At 34.6% G+C, this 18642-nt stretch carries 19 protein-coding genes and 1 riboswitch; all 19 genes read left to right on the plus strand.

The features are described from left to right. The 19 genes from accC (at position 1) to spo0A (ending at position 18491) form a co-directional block, all read left to right on the plus strand. On the plus strand, positions 1–1353 hold the full coding sequence (gene accC / locus BM077_RS08545) for an acetyl-CoA carboxylase biotin carboxylase subunit (RefSeq protein WP_089747620.1): 1353 nt from the start codon (positions 1–3) through the stop codon (positions 1351–1353). A 66-nt stretch (positions 1354–1419) separates the two neighbouring features. Then, entirely contained in the window at positions 1420–1815 is a 396-nt protein-coding gene (locus BM077_RS08550; protein ID WP_089747494.1) for an Asp23/Gls24 family envelope stress response protein, read from the plus strand. A 70-nt stretch (positions 1816–1885) separates the two neighbouring features. Beyond that, positions 1886–2422, plus strand: coding sequence for an alkaline shock response membrane anchor protein AmaP (gene amaP, locus BM077_RS08555; protein ID WP_089747492.1), 537 nt, complete (start codon positions 1886–1888; stop codon positions 2420–2422). 16 nt (positions 2423–2438) lie between these two features. Continuing rightward, complete coding sequence (locus tag BM077_RS08560; protein WP_089747490.1) at positions 2439–2669, plus strand: DUF2273 domain-containing protein; 231 nt, start codon at positions 2439–2441, stop codon at positions 2667–2669. A gap of 216 nt (positions 2670–2885) precedes the next feature. After that, positions 2886–3293, plus strand: coding sequence for a transcription antitermination factor NusB (gene nusB, locus BM077_RS08565; protein ID WP_089747487.1), 408 nt, complete (start codon positions 2886–2888; stop codon positions 3291–3293). Between the two features lie 12 nt (positions 3294–3305). After that, the gene (locus BM077_RS08570) at positions 3306–4265 is read left to right on the plus strand and encodes a Kae1-like domain-containing protein (RefSeq protein ID WP_089747486.1); all 960 of its coding nucleotides are present in this window, start codon (positions 3306–3308) and stop codon (positions 4263–4265) included. 196 nt (positions 4266–4461) lie between these two features. Beyond that, positions 4462–5343, plus strand: a complete 882-nt coding sequence (folD, locus tag BM077_RS08575; protein ID WP_089747484.1) for a bifunctional methylenetetrahydrofolate dehydrogenase/methenyltetrahydrofolate cyclohydrolase FolD — start codon at positions 4462–4464, stop codon at positions 5341–5343. 43 nt (positions 5344–5386) lie between these two features. Then, positions 5387–6610 (plus strand): exodeoxyribonuclease VII large subunit, encoded by a 1224-nt coding sequence (gene xseA / locus BM077_RS08580; protein WP_089747482.1) that lies wholly within the window; start codon positions 5387–5389, stop codon positions 6608–6610. Positions 6611–6789: 179 nt separating this feature from the next. Further along, positions 6790–6889: riboswitch (glycine riboswitch) on the plus strand. Positions 6890–7108: 219 nt separating this feature from the next. Further along, positions 7109–8464: an alanine/glycine:cation symporter family protein gene (locus BM077_RS08585; RefSeq protein ID WP_089747480.1), complete on the plus strand. Its 1356-nt coding sequence runs from the start codon at positions 7109–7111 to the stop codon at positions 8462–8464. A 204-nt stretch (positions 8465–8668) separates the two neighbouring features. Then, positions 8669–8914, plus strand: a complete 246-nt coding sequence (gene xseB, locus BM077_RS08590) for an exodeoxyribonuclease VII small subunit (protein WP_089747478.1) — start codon at positions 8669–8671, stop codon at positions 8912–8914. Then, positions 8914–9801: a polyprenyl synthetase family protein gene (locus tag BM077_RS08595; protein ID WP_090095216.1), complete on the plus strand. Its 888-nt coding sequence runs from the start codon at positions 8914–8916 to the stop codon at positions 9799–9801. The genes xseB and BM077_RS08595 overlap by 1 nt, the downstream gene beginning before the upstream one ends. Before the next feature lie 23 nt (positions 9802–9824). Further along, positions 9825–10268 (plus strand): divergent PAP2 family protein, encoded by a 444-nt coding sequence (locus BM077_RS08600; protein WP_089747475.1) that lies wholly within the window; start codon positions 9825–9827, stop codon positions 10266–10268. Positions 10269–10312: 44 nt separating this feature from the next. Further along, complete coding sequence (dxs, locus tag BM077_RS08605) at positions 10313–12184, plus strand: 1-deoxy-D-xylulose-5-phosphate synthase (protein WP_089747473.1); 1872 nt, start codon at positions 10313–10315, stop codon at positions 12182–12184. 14 nt (positions 12185–12198) lie between these two features. Beyond that, positions 12199–13008 (plus strand): TlyA family RNA methyltransferase, encoded by an 810-nt coding sequence (locus BM077_RS08610; RefSeq protein ID WP_089747472.1) that lies wholly within the window; start codon positions 12199–12201, stop codon positions 13006–13008. A 31-nt stretch (positions 13009–13039) separates the two neighbouring features. Further along, positions 13040–13897 carry an NAD(+)/NADH kinase gene (locus BM077_RS08615; RefSeq protein WP_089747469.1) on the plus strand — a complete coding sequence of 286 codons (858 nt, stop codon included), beginning with the start codon at positions 13040–13042 and terminating at the stop codon, positions 13895–13897. A 12-nt stretch (positions 13898–13909) separates the two neighbouring features. Then, positions 13910–14362 carry an arginine repressor gene (argR, locus tag BM077_RS08620; RefSeq protein ID WP_089747467.1) on the plus strand — a complete coding sequence of 151 codons (453 nt, stop codon included), beginning with the start codon at positions 13910–13912 and terminating at the stop codon, positions 14360–14362. 8 nt (positions 14363–14370) lie between these two features. After that, a complete protein-coding gene (gene recN / locus BM077_RS08625) occupies positions 14371–16122 on the plus strand; it encodes a DNA repair protein RecN (protein WP_255363839.1) in 1752 nt (583 codons plus the stop codon). A 115-nt stretch (positions 16123–16237) separates the two neighbouring features. Beyond that, on the plus strand, positions 16238–17563 hold the full coding sequence (gene spoIVB, locus BM077_RS08630; RefSeq protein ID WP_089747463.1) for a SpoIVB peptidase: 1326 nt from the start codon (positions 16238–16240) through the stop codon (positions 17561–17563). 139 nt (positions 17564–17702) lie between these two features. Beyond that, positions 17703–18491: a sporulation transcription factor Spo0A gene (gene spo0A, locus BM077_RS08635; protein ID WP_089747461.1), complete on the plus strand. Its 789-nt coding sequence runs from the start codon at positions 17703–17705 to the stop codon at positions 18489–18491. Positions 18492–18642 lie beyond the last annotated feature (151 nt).

An 18642-nucleotide genomic window follows, 5' to 3' on the forward strand; every position in this document is an offset into this window, starting at 1 on the left:
ATGTTTGAGAAAATTTTAATTGCAAATCGAGGCGAAATAGCTTTAAGAATTATTAGGGCATGTAAAGAGATGGGGATTAAGACGGTAGCTGTTTATTCAGAAGCTGATAAAGAAGCGTTGCATGTTAGGTATGCCGATGAAGCTTATTGCATCGGCCCAGCTTCTTCTAATAAGAGTTATTTGAATATACCTAGTATTATGGCAGTAGCTGATATAGCAGAAGTAGATGCTATTCATCCAGGTTATGGTTTCTTATCTGAAAATGCTTATTTTGCTGAAGTATGTGAAACCTGTGATATTAAGTTTATAGGGCCTTCGGCAAGAAATATGGAAAAGATGGGTGATAAGTCAGTAGCACGAGAAACTATGATTGATGCTGGAGTTCCTGTTGTTCCAGGAACTGAAGGTGGTTTAGAAGATAAAGATGAAGCTGTTGAAGTAGCTGAAGAGATCGGTTATCCAGTAATTGTTAAAGCTGCTTTTGGTGGTGGAGGTCGTGGAATGAGAGTAGCCCATAATAAAGATGATTTGGTGCAAGCTATTCAAACAGCTAGTGCTGAAGCAGAGGCTGCTTTCGGTAATGCAGAAGTCTACCTAGAAAAGTATATAGAAGAGCCACGGCATATTGAATTTCAGATTTTAGCTGATGAACACGGTAATGTGATTCATTTAGGAGAGCGTGACTGTTCTATCCAAAGAAGACACCAAAAAGTAATAGAAGAAGCACCATCGCCAGCTTTAGATTCTGAATTAAGAGAAGCTATGGGGCAGGCAGCAGTTAAGGCTGCTAAGGCAGTTAATTATAGTAATGCTGGTACTGTTGAATTTTTATTGGATAAACATAATAATTTTTATTTTATTGAAATGAATACTAGAATTCAAGTTGAACACCCAGTAACTGAATTAGTTACTGGTATTGATTTGATTAAAGAACAGATTAAGGTTGCTACTGGTGAAGAATTAGCATATAACCAAGAGGATGTTGAAATTGAAGGTGCCGCTATTGAATGTCGGATTAATGCTGAAGATCCTTATAAGGACTTCAGACCTTCCCCTGGTAAGCTAGAAGAGTATCTAGTTCCTGGTGGATTAGGAGTTAGAGTTGATAGCTGTGCTTATCCTGGGTATTTAATTCCACCTCATTATGATTCAATGGTAGCGAAGTTAATTACTTGGGGAGCTAACCGTGAAGAAGCTATTAGTAGGATGTTAAGAGCCTTAGATGAGTATGAGATTTCTGGAATTCAGACGACGATTCCTTTTCATAAAATAGTCTTAAATAATGCATTCTTTAAACGTGGAGAGTTTTATACTAACTTTATTCAGCGTAGAATTATAAATGAGTTAGATTAACATTTATAGTTAGTGTCTATAATATATTTAAGATGAACTCTGTAAAACACCTAGGAGGTGGAGGTTATGACTAATAACGAACAAGATGTAGGAACAGTCAGAATTGCCAATGAAGTAGTAGGGATTATTGCTGGTTTAGCTGCCACTGAGGTTGAAGGAGTAGCTGGTATGAGTGGTGGACTTGCCGGGGGTATTGCTGAAATGTTAGGAAAGAAGAACCTATCTAAAGGTGTTAAAGTTGAGGTTGGTGAAAAAGAAGCAGCTATTGATTTATATGTAATTATGGAATATGGGGTTAAGATTCCTGATGTTGCTTGGCAGATTCAAGATAATGTTAGACAGGCTATTGAAGATATGACAGGTTTAGCAGTAGTTGAAGTGAATGTACATGTACAAGGTGTTAATTTTGGAAATGAAGTTGAAGAGGAAGAAGAAGAGGCAGAAGAGACTAGAGTGAGATAAGAATAAATAACTAACCCTTAATCAGATGATAAGGGTTAGTTATATTTTTACTTTGGAAAGGGGATTTTAAATGCAAGTTTTAGATAGAATTATCATTGTGATCTTTGCAATTCTTTTAATGTTTGTTTCCTTAGTAATGATGTTATCAACTTTCGAATTAATCCCCCAAGAATACATAACTAATCTTATATATCAAAATTATGGTCAAATAGAAATGGGAATTGTTGGATTAATCTTTTTCATAATAGCAATTCGAATTCTTAGGTCATTAGTTCGTGGTAATGATCATAATAGAAATGCTATAGTTCGAGAAAATAGTTTAGGACAAGTTCGTCTTTCTTTGTCAGCAATCGATGCTTTAGTTAGAGAAGTAGTTACTAAAACAAGGGGAGTTAAAGAGCTTGAATCTAGGTTAAGGGTCAATGAAGAAGGACTAATTATCTTTTTAGAAGTAGTTGTAACTCCTGATATTAATATTCCTGAATTAACAGAAGACCTACAAGAACAGATTAGGGAATATTTAGGTCGTACAACTGGAGTTGTAGCTAATAATATAGAGATTTTAGTCGATAATATTGCTCAAGATTCAAATTTAAGAGTAGAGTAATAAGAGGTGGTAAACAATGCCAAATGAAAATTTCGTAAAGTTTTTAGAGTTTCTTTATGAGAATAAAGGTAGGATTTTAGGAGCCTTCTTAGGACTTTTATTCAGCATCTTCTTTATTTATTTAGGTTTTATCTTAACAGTCTTTATCTTTCTATCTATCTTTGCTGGTTATTATATTGGTAAGCGATATGATCAGAAAGAAGATTTTCGTGATATAATTGATGATATTTTACCACCTAATAGGTAGTTGAATTTAATTATAATCGCCACCTAGAGTTAGGTGGTTTTTGTATGTTTTAAAGATAAGATGTTAAACTATTAATATAGGGTTGATACATAATAAAGTACTAACGTCTAAAAATGCTGCGTTAATTATGCTTAATACCCAATTATGAAATTAGCTTAATTAATACCTTGGTTATAATCAATTGATTCTTTAATATGACTCTAAGGAGGAAGAAAGATGACTAAAGAATATAATAGACATAAGAGTAGAGAAGTTGCGCTACAGACATTATATCAAATCGATATTAATGAAGAGGGATTAGATGAAAATTTAGCAATGTTAGTTGATAGAATTGGTGAGGAGAGATTAACAGGTGCATTTTTAGAAAAATTAATTGTTGGTACATATCAGAATTTAGATACTATTGATGAAAAGCTAAATGAAAGTGCTGAAGGATGGAAAGTAAGTAGAATGGGAGTGATTGACCGCAATATTTTACGGTTAGCAGTTTATGAAATATTATATTGTGATGATATTCCAATTGAGGTTTCAATTAATGAAGCGGTAGAGTTAGCAAAAGGTTTTGCTACTGATAAGTCGTCGTCTTTTATTAATGGTGTGTTAGGAAAAGTAGTAAGGGAATAGGAGGCGGTGTTTATGGGAGCTATTTTAGGAATTGATACTAGCAATTATACAACCTCTGTAGCTATTATGAATGAAAAAGGTAACTTAATAGCTGAAGCGCGTAAATTACTTCCGGTTGAAGAAGGTGAGCGAGGTTTACGTCAATCAGAGGCTGTTTTTAAACATATAGAACATTTCCCACAGGTAATCAAAGAATTAGAATTTGGTGGCTTTAAAGAAGAGGATTTAATTAAAGTGGTAGTGAGTACTCGACCGCGTAGTGATATTGATTCTTATATGCCTGTTTTTAGGGTAGGAGAGAGTCATGCGAAGAGTATTGCTGAATTATGGCAAGTTCCTATCCAAGAAGTATCACACCAAGAGGGACATTTAATGGCTGGGTTGTGGTCAGCCAGTGGACCAAAAAGCAGAAAGTTTCTAGCAGTTCATATTTCAGGAGGTACTACGGAAATATTAATAGTAAGTAGAGATGATAATACCTTCAAAGTTGATAAATTAGGGGCAGCGGTTGATTTACATGCAGGACAATTTGTTGATAGAGTAGGGGTTGCTTTAGGGCTTAATTTTCCAGCTGGACCTGATTTAGAAAAATTAGCTCAAAGAGGAGAAGAAGGAGCAATAATTATACCTTCGTCAGTAGATGGGTATAATATTAGTTTTTCTGGACCTAATTCAGCAGCAATGCGTGCTATTGAAAATAATAAAAAGCCAGCGGATATTGCTTTAGCGGTACAAAGCTGTATTGCTAAGGCATTAGAAAAGGTGTTAAGGCGAAGCTTAAAAGAGCAAGAGATTAATGATATCTTAATTGTGGGGGGAGTGGCAGCTAATAATTATTTAAGAATGAGGTTAAAGAAGCGGCTAGAGCATCCAGCTGTTGGTGCTAAACTATTCTTTGCTGACCCTAAATTTAGTAGTGATAATGCTATAGGAGTTGCTGCATTAGGATTAAGTAGTGATATTATATTTTAAGCTTTGTATATTTTTAGGCTTTTGTAAGATAGGAGAATTTTCTAAAAATTATTAAAATGAAAAGGTATTTTTCTATGGGTTGGAGAATAAGTAATATAGTGAGGCCTTTTACTTTAAATACAATTAAAGTAATATTTAACCACGAAATTAATATAGGTCTTACTAATAAAATACTTATTTGGAGGGATTTTTTAATATGTCGGTTGCAGCTGAAGGATCTACAAATGAAACTTTGATTTTAGATGGTAGTGCAAAGTCCAAAGAGATTCAAGAGGAGATTAAGGTAGAAGTAGAGAAATTAAAAGAAGAGGAAGGTGTTGTTCCAGGTTTATCTATTCTTTTTGTTGGTGATAATCCAGCTTCGGCATCTTACGTAAGACATCAGCAGCGGATTTGTGAAAAAGTAGGCTTTAATTCAAATGTAGTTAATTTACCAGAGGATATTTCTGAAGAAGAATTATTAGCAGAATTAGATAAGTTAAATAATGATGATTCGGTTAATGGCATTCTAATTCAGTTACCTTTACCAGACCAGATTGATGATGATAAGGTAATTAGAGCGATTAATCCAGACAAGGATATTGATGCTTTTCATCCATATAATATTGGTGAATTAGTTATTGATGGAGATGCTTATGTGCCTTGTACTCCGTATGGAGTTATAGAGCTTTTTGATAGATATGATATTGATGTTAAAGGTAAAGATGTAACAGTTGTTGGACATAGTAATATCGTAGGTAAACCGATGGCACTCTTATTATTAAACAGAAATGCTACAGTATCTGTTTGTCATATTGATACTAAAGATACTGCTAGTTATACTAAAGAATCTGATATCGTTATCGTTGCGGCAGGGGTACCTAACTTAATTACAGCAGATATGGTTAAAGAAGGTGCAATTGTTATTGATATCGGTATTAATGAAGTAGACGGCAAGATTGTTGGCGATGTTGACTTTGAAAATGTGAAAGAGAAAGCAAGTGCAATTACTCCAGTTCCTGGTGGAGCAGGTCCGATGACTATTGCAAAGTTATTACAGGGCACGCTTGAATCTTGTAAGAGAATGTTAAATGAGTAATTAATGAAGGTTATTAAATAAAAAGGAGTTGCTCAACTATCCTATGCAGCAAAAGGTAATAACAGTAACTGAATTAACAAAATATATTAAAGATAAGTTAGAGAATGATGAATTACTTAGCAACCTATTGATTGCTGGTGAGATATCTAATTTTCATCATCATGGTTCCGGGCATATGTATTTTACACTCAAAGATAAAAAGACACAGATTAATAGTGTTATGTTTAAGAGTGCCAATCAACGTCTACAGTTTGAACCAGAAGATGGAATGAAGATATTAGCAACCGGTTATGTAAGTTTATATGAACCACGAGGGCAGTATCAGTTATATGTGCAGAGCTTACAGCCTGATGGCATTGGGGCTTTGCACATTGCTTTTGAACAGTTAAAAGAACGTTTACAAAAGGAAGGGCTTTTTGAGGAGGAGCATAAGCAGGAGTTACCAAAGCTTCCACAAAAGATCGGAGTCATTACCTCTCCTACAGGTGCTGCTGTTCGTGATATTCTATCAGTTATTAAGAGACGATTCTCTGGAGTCTCAATTTTGATTGCTCCAGCTACGGTACAAGGTGAAAGAGCAGTTCCTACTTTAGTAGACGCTTTAGAGCGTTTAAATGCTCGGGAGGATATAGATGTCATAATTATTGGTCGCGGTGGAGGTTCTTTAGAAGATCTGTGGGCTTTTAATGAGGAGGAACTAGCACGAGCAATCTTTAACTCTAATACTCCTGTTATATCGGCTGTAGGTCACGAAACTGATTATACTATTTCTGATTTTGTGGCCGATTTGAGAGCACCGACTCCATCGGCAGCAGCAGAATTAGTAATTTCTAATCAGGAAGAATTAGCAAGATATTTGAATCGATTAAATAATAATTTAAAACAAAGCATGAAGCAGAAGTTGAAAAATTTACGTAATAAAGTGAATAATTTAACTCAAAGACGTGTATTGCTAGAGCCAAAGCGTCAATTGCAGGATTCACAACAGAGAGTAGATGAACTAGAGGCGAGATTAATCAATAAGATACAGAGTCGTTTAGATTACTTACAAGAGAAATTTCAGACTCAAGCTGGAAAGTTAGATAGTATGTCTCCTTTGAAAGTATTAAGGAGGGGTTATAGCTATTGTCAAAAAGTTGGTCAAGACCAAGGAATAACTTCTGTAAACGAAGTAGATCCTGGTGAAGAGTTAGAGATGGTTTTAAGTGATGGTAAAATTAAATCTCGAGTACTAAGTATAGATAACGAACAGGTTGTGAAGAAATAACTTTATTTTTTTACTTGTTAAAATAACTGACTTATGTTATTATTGATATATGTAAAATAAATAATTTGTTATTATCCGAATGATTATTGCAGGAGAAAAGCTTATGCTTTACCGAAGAGGCAAAAAATTAAGATATTACCAGACTTGATTTTGAAACTTTCAGGTTAAAAACTGTAATATGACGGACCTCTGGAGAGACTCAAACCAATTTTGAGCACCGAAGGAGTAACTAGATTTATATCTAGGTAATCTCTCAGGTAAAAGGACAGAAGGTAGATGGTAGAGGTATTCATCTATTTTTAGGCTTTCAGAGGTTTAGGTTAATTTTAACCTGAACCTTTTTTCTATTTTAAGAGAAGGGAGTGGATAATTTTAATAATTAGATTGAAATTTAAAGTGAGATGAGTATAGAGAAGAAGAGAGAAATAGCAACTTATAGGCAATGATGATTATAATAATAATTACTAAGATAATTAAGTATAACTAGGAGGTAGAGTAATGGAGCAGATAGAAAGTTTACTTGGACAATTAAGTGGGATAGTTTGGGGACCTATCTTAATTGCCTTATTAGTAGGAACAGGTATTTGGGTTACTTTTAGAGTTAAATGGTTACAGATAAGTAAATTAGGAGAAGCTATTGCTATTATTATGGGTAAATATGATGACCCCGAGGATGAAGGAGAGGTAAATCACTTCCAGGCTTTAAGTGCAGCCTTATCAGCAACGATTGGTACCGGTAATATTGCTGGAGTAGGTACAGCAATTGCTGTTGGAGGACCAGGAGCTGTATTTTGGATGTGGGTTACTGCACTTTTTGGTATGGCGACTAAATATGCTAGTTGTTTATTAGCTCAAGAATATAGAGTTGTTCATGAAGATGGGTCTGTTAGTGGGGGACCTATGTATTACTTAGAGAAAGGTTTAGGTCAAAAATGGTTAGCGACAGCATTTGCTATTTTTGCTGCTTTAGCGTCATTTGGGATCGGTAATATGGTACAAGCTAATTCGGTTGCTGAACCTCTACAGGCTTCTTTTGGAGTGCCGAAAGGAGTTACAGGGGTCTTATTAGCGATATTAGTGGGAATGGTGATTGTTGGTGGTATTAAAAGAATCGGTAAAGTAGCTAGTAAGATTGTACCTTTTATGGCGGTTGTTTATGTTTTAGGTGCTTTAGGTGTATTATTAGCCAATGCATCAGAGATTCCAGCTGCTTTAGCTTTTATTTTCAAGCAAGCATTTAATCCAACTGCTGCAGTTGGAGGTTTTGCCGGAGCTGCTGTTCTACAGACTTTAAGAATGGGAGTAGCACGAGGAGTCTTCTCTAACGAAGCAGGTTTAGGTAGTGCACCAATGGCACACGCGGCTGCTAAGACAAAAGAGCCGGTACGAGAAGGTCTAGTGGCTATGTTAGGGCCAATGATTGATACATTGATTGTCTGTACTATGACCGCGCTAGTAATTGTAGTTACTGGAGCTTGGGAAACAGGACAGACTGGTGCTGAATTAACAGCAACTGCATTTAACAAAGGTTTACCAGGACCAGGAGGCTGGATCGTTTCATTTGGAATTATATTCTTTGCCTTTTCAACAGCTATAAGTTGGTCTTATTATGGTGACCGTTGTGTAGGTTATCTCTTTGGTCAAAAAGCAATAAATATCTACCGTTGGATCTATATCTTAGCATTACCAGTTGGAGCAACTGTTAAGTTATCCTTAGTGTGGGCTATAGCTGACGTGGCTAACGGATTAATGGCCTTCCCTAACTTAATCGGTATTTTAGGTTTATCAGGAGTAGTAGTTAAGATGACAAAAGATTATTTTCAGCGGAATAAAGGCATTACCCAGGAAATTTAACTTAAAACTTATTTAGCCCTCTATTTATAGAGGGTTTTTCTTTTTTCATAATATTTACTAAAAAAACACTTATTCCTAATTTGAGTTAGGGTATACTATGACTAAGCTAATAAAATCAGTATTTTGCAGGTAATACACGTTTAATGTAGAAATAAATTAAGTGGTATGGATATTAACGTTAAATAGTAAGAAGGAGTTGTATTTATGTCTAAAGAGGAAAGTTCATTTGAAGAAGCTTTAGAGGAATTAGAAGGAATCGTTAATAAACTAGAGACTGGTGAGTTAAGTTTAGAAGACTCTTTAACAGAGTTTGAAAAAGGAGTTAAGCTTTCTAAATTCTGTTCTCAGCGTTTAGAGCAGGCAGAACAGAGGGTAGAGATGATTATTGAGAATGAAGCAGGTGACTTAGAAGTACAACCTTATAATTTGGAGCAGAAAGGGGCAGAATAATGGATATCACAGATTTTCTTGTAACTAAAGCGGAAATGGTCAACCAAGCTTTAGTTAATTATTTGCCATCTAAAGATGCAAAGCCTAAAACATTAAATGAAGCAATGCATTATAGTGTATTAGCTGGTGGAAAGCGGTTAAGACCTATTTTAACGTTAACGGTAGCTAATTCATTATTTAATATAGAAGAAAAGAAAGTACTACCAGCAGCTGTAGCTATTGAATTCGTACATAATTATTCCCTTATCCATGATGATCTGCCTTGTATGGATGATGATGACTATCGACGAGGGAGGTTAACAAATCATAAGGTATTTGGGGATGCAATTGCTGTTTTAGCAGGTGATGCCTTACTAACTTATGCCTTTGATCTTTTAACAGAATTAGAAGAAGATTTTACTCCTAGTCAAGTAATTCAGGTAATTAATGAAGTTTCACAAGGTGCAGGTTATCAAGGGATGGTAGGTGGACAAGTTGCTGATATTATTGCTGAAGGAAAAGAGATAGGGACGAAAGATTTAGAATATATTCATAATCATAAAACTGGTGCTTTATTAAAGGCATCAGTAAGATCGGGAGCAATCTTAGGTGGGGCTAGTGGTAAAGAGTTGACTGCTCTAACAACTTATGCAACGAATATAGGGTTAAGCTTTCAAATCGTTGATGATATCTTAGATGTGGTTGGTGATGAGGAGAAATTAGGAAAAGATATAGGTAGTGATATAGGAAGAGATAAAGCTACTTTTCCTAGTTTATATGGCTTAGAGAGATCAAAGAAATTGGCTAAAGAGAATATTAATGAAGCTAAAGAAGTGCTTCAAATTTTTGGTGATAAGGCTAAACCTTTATTTGAACTGGCTGATTATATTATTGCACGTGATTATTAATCTATAATTTAGGATGGTTTGGTATGACTTTACACGATATTATTGAAAATCAGGTTTTAAAGATAGGAATTAGTTCATGGTTAATTGCTCAGCTATTGAAGGTTTTTTTAAATTATATATTTGAAGATAAGTTTGAAGTAGAGAGGTTTGTTGGTTCTGGAGGGATGCCGAGTTCTCATACTTCTTTTATAATGGCTCTGTCAACAGCTATTGGTCTAAAAGAAGGTTGGAATTCTAGTCTTTATGCTCTTTCATTAGGTATGGCATTTATTGTTATGTATGATGCTACCGGCGTGCGTAGAGCAACAGGAAAGCAGGCTAAATTACTTAATGAATTAGTAGACCAAATCTTTCATCATGGTGAATTGAAACAAGACAAGTTAAGAGAATTAGTAGGTCATACCCCATTTGAGGTAATTGTTGGTGCGCTATTGGGGATTATAGTTGCGGTATGGATGTTTCATTAATAATTCTTTAATTATTAAAAAAGTTGAGAAGGTGATACTTGATTATGACAAAATATTTACGAAAGATTACTTCGCCACAAGACTTACAAGGTCTTTCTTTAGAAGAATTAGAAGAATTAGCTGAAGAAATTAGAAAGAAGATTATAGTTACTTTATCTAAAACTGGAGGACATCTAGCTTCTAGCTTAGGAGTAGTAGAGTTAACCATAGCTTTGCATACTGTCTTTGATAGTCCTTCTGATAAAATAATTTGGGATGTTGGGCATCAAGCATATGCCCATAAATTAATTACTGGTCGTTATAATGCGTTTTCTTCTTTACGGCAGTACCAAGGTTTAAGTGGATTTCCTAAAAGAAGTGAAAGCAAACATGATATTTTAGATACAGGCCATAGTAGTACTTCTATCTCTGCTGCTGTAGGGATGGCTTGTGCTCGTGATCTCAAAGGTGAAAATAACTCGGTTACTGCTGTAATTGGTGATGGAGCTTTAACCGGAGGAATGGCATTTGAAGCTCTTAATCATGCTGGACATCTTGGAAAGGATTTAGTAGTAGTTTTAAATGACAATGAAATGTCGATTGCAGAAAATGTGGGAGCAGTTTCAAACTATTTGACTAAATTAAGAACTGAACCGATGGTGCATCGCATCAAAGGAGATATTGAGTATTTATTAAATAAGATTCCTGCTATTGGAGGCAAGATGTTAAAGACGGTTGAAAGAGTAAAAGACGGCTTAAAGTATCTAGTGGTTTCCGGAGTCTTATTTGAAGAATTTGGTTTTACCTATTTAGGACCAATAGATGGACATAATTTAGAGGAAGTTCAGAAAAATTTAGAATATGCTAAAAAAATAAAAGGACCGGTTATGGTACATACTATTACCACTAAAGGGAAAGGCTACCCACCAGCAGAGAAGGAGCCAGAAAATTTCCATGGAACTAGTCCTTTCGATATTAAGACAGGAGAGAGTAAGAGGGAGCGAAAGATTCCAACTTATACTCAAATCTTTAGTGATACTTTAATACGATTGGCTAGTAAAGATAATGAAATTGTAGGTATCACAGCCGCTATGCCTAGTGGAACCGGATTAGATAAGTTTAATGCTCAATTTCCAGATCGATTTTATGATGTAGGTATTGCTGAACAGCATGCAGTAACATTTGGAACCGGCTTGGCTTTAAACGGGGCTAAACCAGTCATAACACTCTATTCTACATTTTTACAGCGAGCGTATGACCAAGTAGTTCATGATGTAGCTTTGCAAGAGGCACCGGTTACTTTGGCTATAGATAGAGCGGGATTAGTAGGAAGAGATGGTGAAACACATCAAGGAGTCTTTGACTATTCATATTTGCGACATATACCAAATCTAACTATCATGGCTCCTAAGGATGAAAATGAATTACAGCATATGCTAAAGACGGCTATTAATCATCCGGGACCAGCTTCGTTACGTTATTCACGTGGGTCTGGTGTTGGAGTTGAATTAGATACAGAATTGAAGGAACTAGAGATTGGTAAAGCAGAAGTTTTAAAAGAAGGATCAGATATAGTGATCTTTGCTATTGGTTCAATGGTAGTGCCGGCTTTAGAGGCAAGTAAAAGGCTAGCGAAAAGAGGAATAGAAGCGACTGTAGTTAATAGTAGGTTTGTAAAGCCATTAGATGAAGAATTGATTTTAAAATTAAGTAAAGAATGTGGACAAATATTAACTGTAGAGGAACAGGTCTTACAGGGTGGCTTTGGTAGTGCTATTTTAGAGTTATTAGCAGATAATGGCTTGCACGATATACAAGTGAATAGAATGGGAATACCTGATGAGTTTGTGCAACAGGGAGAGCAGAAACTTTTATTAGATAAGTATGACCTAAATAAGAATGGAATTATGAATAGAGTAACTGAGTTAGTAGGATGAGGAGCTGACTAATAATGGCTAAAGAACGATTAGATAAATTAGTTACAGAAAAAGGATTCTTTCCTAGCCGGTCTAAAGCTAAAAGAGCGATTATGGCCGGTTTAGTCTTAGTTGAAGGAGAAGTTGTCGATAAAGCTGGGACACAGATTGACTTAGAAGCAGAAATAAAGATTAAAGGTAAGGTTCATCCTTATGTAAGTCGCGGTGGACTTAAGCTAGAAAAGGCATTAAAAGTCTTTGCTGTTGATGTTCAAGATAAAATAATCATCGATATTGGTGCCTCTACTGGTGGATTTACTGATTGTGCACTACAGAATGGTGCAAAAAAGGTATATGCTGTGGATGTTGGGTATGGTCAACTAGATTGGAAATTAAGGCAAGATGAGCGAGTTGTTAGCTTAGAACGGACCAATGCCCGCTATTTAAAGCCTAAAGATTTTGATATTAAATTTCCTTTAGCCACTATTGATGTAGCTTTTATTTCGTTAACTAAAATATTACCGGCTTTGGTTAATCTATTAACAGAAGATGGGGAAGTTATTGCTTTAATTAAGCCACAGTTTGAAGCAGGCCCTGAAAATGTTAATAATAATGGTGTTGTTAAGGATTTAGAAGTACATCGAGAAGTAATTAATAAGATTGTTAATTTTGCTAAAGATATAGATCTATTTTTAATTGATCTATCTTTTTCACCGATTACTGGTGCACAAGGGCATAATATTGAATATTTAGCTCATTTTAGTGTAAATGAGGAGCAAATTAAGGTTGATAATTTAGATCAAACGATAGAGCAAGTAATAGATAAGGCACAACAAAACTTATAGTTATGTCTTGCTTTTTGAAGGAGTGATTTAGGTGGAGAGAGTTGGATTAATTCCTAATCCTACAAAGGAGCATGCCATTAAAGTAGTTAAAGAAGTAATGGCTTGGTTAGAGGAGCATAATGTAGAATATTTAATAGAACAAAATTCAGCTAGGTTAGTAGGAGAGGTAGCAAGAAGTTCTTCCTATCAAGAGATGGTAGGTAAAGTAGATTTAGTAATTGTCTTTGGGGGCGATGGAACTTTCTTAAATACTGCTCGTACTTTTGCTACGGCTGAAATTCCGATTTTAGGTGTTAACTTAGGAAGTTTAGGTTTTTTAACTGATATAGAATTAGATCAATTAAATAATGCCTTAGAAGATTTAGTAGCAGAAAAGTTTGAATTAGAAGAACGAATGATGATTGAGGCAGAAGTAATTAGAGATGGCAAGAGTATTAATCGGGTAATTGCGATTAATGATGTGGTTATAACTAAAGGCTCTTTTGCTCGCTTGATAGAGTTAAAGACCTATATCGATAATGAATATTTGACTACTTATCCAGCGGATGGATTAATTATAGCTTGTCCTACTGGTTCGACGGCTTATTCATTATCAGCTGGTGGTCCAATAGTTAATCCGAATTTAAATTCCTTGGTTGTGACACCAATATGTCCCCATACTTTACATGCTCGTTCGATAGTTACTTCGGAAGATGAAGTAGTTAGAATTATAGTTGAAGCAGACCATGAAGATGTTATGTTGACTGTTGATGGTCAAGAAGGCTTGAAGTTAATTTCTGGGGATGAGGTCTTAATTAAAGCTTCTAATTTAGTTACTAATTTAGTTAAGTTAGAGGACTATAATTTTTATAAAATTTTAAGGACTCGACTGCAGAGAAGCGATTTTTAAGGGGGTTTAAGAGTGAAGAATAGACGACATTTAAAAATTATGAATTATATACAAGAAGAGGAAATTAGTACTCAAAGCGAATTGGCTAGGAAGTTGCGTGCTGATGGAATTGATGTGACACAAGCTACTGTTTCTCGAGATATTAAGCAGTTAGGCTTGATTAAAGTGCCTACTAATGACCAAGGATATAAGTATGCTTTACCTCCAGAACAGAAGCAAGGTAATTTAAAAGGAAGAATGGAAAGAATGTTCAAAGATTCGATAGTTGAGATGGGTTATAGTGAGAATCTAATTGTAATTACTACATTACCAGGGGCAGCTCAAGGGGTAGCTTCATTATTAGATAAAGTAGACTGGGATGGGATTTTGGGAACAGTTGCTGGAGATGATACAATCTTAATTATTGCTAAGCCTAAAGAGGCAGTTTCTGATATTATGGATAAACTCCATGACTTAACCATTTAGAGAGAGGGATGAAGTTGTTAAGAAATTTAAGTATCTATAATTTTGCTTTAATAGAAGAATTACAAGTAGAATTTGGTGCTGGCTTAAACATAATTACAGGAGAAACTGGGGCAGGAAAATCGATTATAATTAAGGCTTTAGAGATGTTATTAGGTGGTAGAGCTTCTACAGAGTATATTAGGAGTGGTAAGCAACGAGCGATTATTGAAGCAACTTTTGATATTGATAATAATCAAAAGGTGAAAGATGAACTTGTTTCTTTAGGTATTAATTATAATTCTGGTGAAGACTTAATATTAACTAGAGAGATAACACATAATAGTAATAATCGCAGTAGAATCAATGGTAGAATAGTTACTTTAGCAATAACGAGAAAGATTAGTCAATATCTGATCGAAATTCATGGTCAGCATGAGGACCAAGTACTATTTAAACCTCGTAAGCAACTGGCTTTATTAGATGAATTTGCTGGAGAAGAGGCTAGGGACTTATTAGATGAAGTAAGTAAGATCTATGATGAGTTAAAAGAAAAGAAGAATAAATTAAATAGTCTGAATCAAGATGAAAAAGAAAGAGTCAGAAAGATTGACCTATTAAAGTTTCAAATAGATGAGATTGAAGAAGCTGAGTTAGTTGCAGGAGAGATGGAAGAGTTATTAACTACTAAGAAGAAGATTAGTAATATAGAAGATCTTAAAAAGATAACAAATCAAGTATATGATCAGCTTTATGAAAGTGATTTTCAACAGATGGCTGTTATTGATCAGTTGAATCAATTTACTAAAGATCTTAATCGAGTTAATGAAGGCGATAGTAAGTTAGAATCGATTATTGAACTATTAACAGAAGCAACTTATCAATTACAAGAAGTAGCTTATGAATTAGAAGATTATCAAGCAGGATTAGAGTTTGAACCACACCGTTTAAATGAAATAGAAGAACGATTACAGTCAATTAATCGATTAAAGAGGAAGTATGGAGATAGTATTTCAGAAATTTTAGAGTACCAAAGGAAGATTCAGGCTGAATTAGATGAATTACTGGCTAGTGAAATTCATTTAGAGGAATTAAAGAAAGATATTAAAGGATTAGAAATAGAATATTTGCAAGTTGCAGAGAAATTATCTAATTTACGGCAAGATGTAGCCCAAGAATTTATAGAAAAGATTATGTTAGAATTAAAAGATTTATCTATGGAAAAGAGTAAGTTTGATATTAATCTAACTACAAGAGTAGACCAAGCAGGAGAGTTAGATTTAGATAAGATTACGGCTAATGGTATAGACCGAATTGAATTTTTGATTTCACCTAATCCAGGAGAAGATTTGAAGCCATTAGCAAGAATAGCTTCTGGTGGTGAACTATCCAGGACTATGTTAGCTTTAAAGAAGGTTATAGCAGAAGTGGATCAAGTTGAAACTTTAGTTTTTGATGAAGTGGATACAGGAATTGGTGGTAGAGTAGCTAACTTAATTGCTGAAAAATTAGTAATTATTTCTCAAAAACATCAAGTGCTTTGTATTACTCATTTACCACAGATTGCTAGTATGGGTGACATACATTATTACATTTCAAAAAATATGGAGACAACACATACTAAGACGAAGTTAAAGAAGTTGACAGATGAAGCAAAGGTTCAGGAATTATCAAGAATGTTAGGTGGTAGTAGTCTAAATGACGCAACTATTGACCATGTGAATGAGATGATAAAGTTAGCTAAGGAAAAGAAGGAAAGTATTTGCAAAGGTAAAACTGAATAAATTGCAACTGAACAGGGCATCTTTAATTATAGAGATGTTCTTATTTTTTTGGAGAAGTATATTTTGGAGGTTAGCTACACAGATGGGGAGGCTGTGTAGGAGTGTGATTTAACTTGTGAATCGACAACGGCGTAAGTATCTTATTTATTTTATAGTCTGTCTCTTATTGACTATAGCGATAACTCCCAGATTACTCACTTTAATTGGCTTTCCTAAACAATTTCAAATAATTCAAGGTCATCAACAGTTATTAAATATTAACTTTCCCTTTGATGTATATATTCGTACTCATCATAATAAGAAGATAACAATCAATGGACAAGAAGTAGATAGAGATTATTTTAAAGTTAATCTTGGCCAGCCTTTGGCTATTAAGTCTATGGCTTTAGGGAAAGTGAATTTAGAATTTAATTTATTTGGGATTATTCCTATACGAAAAGCAGTAGTTAATGTTATTCCGCAAGTGAAAGTTTATCCTGGTGGACAGTCAATAGGAGTGATTTTAAAATCAAAAGGAGTAGTGGTAGTTAAGGAGTCTTATGTTTTAGGAGCAGATAATAAGAAATATTATCCTGCTAAAATGGCTGGTATCGAAGTTGGGGACAAGATTGTGGCTATTAATAGTCAAGAGGTAAAAGGTAAAGAATCATTGGCTAAATTAATTAATTATTATGGTAGTAGACAAAAAGAATTAAAGATTAAGATTAAAAGAGAAGGTAATGTGATCTATAAAGAGATCAAACCTAAAAAGAATAAGTTTGGTCGTTATATGATTGGACTTTATATTGATGATGGAACTACAGGTGTTGGAACTTTGAGTTTTTATGACCCATATTCTAAACGATATGGTGCGTTAGGGCATATGATTACAGATCCAAACAGTAGGTCGCGGATTACCATTAGTGAAGGGAAGATTGTACAAGCAAAAATTTCTGGAATTCATCAAGGAAGTAGTGGTATTCCAGGGGAAAAATTAGGAACATTCTTTAATAATCAAGATATTATTGGTAGGATTGAAAAGAATAGTCGATTTGGGATTTATGGAAGGTTAACAGGTTCTTTAAATAATAGATTCTTTCCAGAGCCAATTCCGGTAGCTACGGCTTTACAGGTTAAAGAAGGCCCTGCTAAAATCTATACCGTCGTCCATGGAGGTGAGATAGAAGAGTTTGATGTTAGAATTGAAAGGGTATTTAAGCAGTATCAACCTAAAGAGAAAGGATTAATAATTAAAATTACTGACTATGACCTTCTAAAAAGAACTGGTGGTATAATTCAAGGAATGAGTGGAAGTCCAATAGTACAGAATGGTAGACTAGTTGGGGCTGTTACTCATGTCTTTATTGATGATTCAGCAAGAGGCTATGGAGTTTTGGCTGAATGGATGGTTAAGACAGCTGGTGTTGTAAAAACACATATGGCTAGAAGACTAGGAAATTAATTAGTTTAATTTCCTAGTTTTTTTATTTAAAAGGAGGAAAATGGAAATGGGTGTAGAAGTTATTTATTAAGTAGAACTTATTGGGCAGGTCTACATAAATTTTAGAGATTTGCAATTATATTATAAGGAGGAGTAGATAATGGGCGACAAGAATATTGAAGTATTATTAGTAGATGATAACAAAGAATTCTGCCAATTAGTCAAAGAATTTATTGACGAACAAGAAGGGATGGAGGTAGTAGGAGTAGGTAATAATGGATTAGAGGCTGTAGATTTAATTGATGAGAAAGATCCTGATGTTGTAGTCTTAGATATTATTATGCCACATTTAGATGGGGTAGGGGTTTTAGAAGAGTTAAATAGCAATGGAAAGATTAATGACTTAAAAGTAATTATGTTGACTGCCTTTGGTCAAGAAGAATTGACCCAGCGAGTAGTAGAGTTAGGAGCTAACTATTATATATTAAAACCATTTGATTTGGATAAATTGGTAAATAGAATTAAACAGTTAATGAATCCGATCTCTAAAAAGGGTGGATTAACTGCTAGTGCAAATACAGGTCAAAATAAGAGTCAGAATTTAGATATTAGAATTACTGATATTATGCATCAAATTGGTGTTCCTGCTCATATTAAGGGTTATCTATACTTGCGAGAAGCAATTAGTATGGTAGTTGAAGAAGTAGAATTATTAGGTGCGATTACTAAGGAGTTATATCCTTTAGTTGCTCGTAAGTTTAACACAACTCCAAGTCGAGTTGAACGTGCTATTCGCCATGCGATTGAAGTGTCTTGGGAGCGAGGAAATACTGAAGCGATCAATAATCTATTTGGTCATTCTGTAACCACAGCTAGCGGGAAACCGACAAATTCACAATTTATTGCTAAGATTGCTGATAAGCTAAGACTAGAGTTACGAGCAGGGTAGTAGAGTAAAGAATTTAATATTAATTTTTAAAGGCTAAACGTTGACTAAATGTCAACGTTTAGCCTTTTTTTTATAGCCACACCACTTTTTACTTTAAAATGTAGTTTTTTAAGGCGGTATTATAATAAATTAAGAAGTATATACTAAAAGT

The sequence above is a fragment of the Candidatus Frackibacter sp. WG13 genome, from assembly GCF_900114655.1.
GTDB lineage: Bacteria > Bacillota > Halanaerobiia > Halobacteroidales > Acetohalobiaceae > Frackibacter.

Bases quoted from the DNA above. Each gene is read 5' to 3' on its own strand.
- recN (WP_255363839.1), top strand. From the start codon at position 14,371: ATGAAGTTGTTAAGAAATTTAAGTATCTATAATTTTGCTTTAATAGAA.
- BM077_RS08570 (WP_089747486.1), top strand. From the start codon at position 3,306: ATGGGAGCTATTTTAGGAATTGATACTAGCAATTATACAACCTCTGTA.
- amaP (WP_089747492.1), top strand. From the start codon at position 1,886: ATGCAAGTTTTAGATAGAATTATCATTGTGATCTTTGCAATTCTTTTA.
- nusB (WP_089747487.1), top strand. From the start codon at position 2,886: ATGACTAAAGAATATAATAGACATAAGAGTAGAGAAGTTGCGCTACAG.
- BM077_RS08610 (WP_089747472.1), top strand. From the start codon at position 12,199: ATGGCTAAAGAACGATTAGATAAATTAGTTACAGAAAAAGGATTCTTT.
- xseB (WP_089747478.1), top strand. From the start codon at position 8,669: ATGTCTAAAGAGGAAAGTTCATTTGAAGAAGCTTTAGAGGAATTAGAA.
- dxs (WP_089747473.1), top strand. From the start codon at position 10,313: ATGACAAAATATTTACGAAAGATTACTTCGCCACAAGACTTACAAGGT.
- xseA (WP_089747482.1), top strand. From the start codon at position 5,387: ATGCAGCAAAAGGTAATAACAGTAACTGAATTAACAAAATATATTAAA.
- accC (WP_089747620.1), top strand. From the start codon at position 1: ATGTTTGAGAAAATTTTAATTGCAAATCGAGGCGAAATAGCTTTAAGA.
- BM077_RS08585 (WP_089747480.1), top strand. From the start codon at position 7,109: ATGGAGCAGATAGAAAGTTTACTTGGACAATTAAGTGGGATAGTTTGG.
- BM077_RS08560 (WP_089747490.1), top strand. From the start codon at position 2,439: ATGCCAAATGAAAATTTCGTAAAGTTTTTAGAGTTTCTTTATGAGAAT.
- BM077_RS08600 (WP_089747475.1), top strand. From the start codon at position 9,825: ATGACTTTACACGATATTATTGAAAATCAGGTTTTAAAGATAGGAATT.
- BM077_RS08550 (WP_089747494.1), top strand. From the start codon at position 1,420: ATGACTAATAACGAACAAGATGTAGGAACAGTCAGAATTGCCAATGAA.
- spo0A (WP_089747461.1), top strand. From the start codon at position 17,703: ATGGGCGACAAGAATATTGAAGTATTATTAGTAGATGATAACAAAGAA.
- BM077_RS08595 (WP_090095216.1), top strand. From the start codon at position 8,914: ATGGATATCACAGATTTTCTTGTAACTAAAGCGGAAATGGTCAACCAA.
- folD (WP_089747484.1), top strand. From the start codon at position 4,462: ATGTCGGTTGCAGCTGAAGGATCTACAAATGAAACTTTGATTTTAGAT.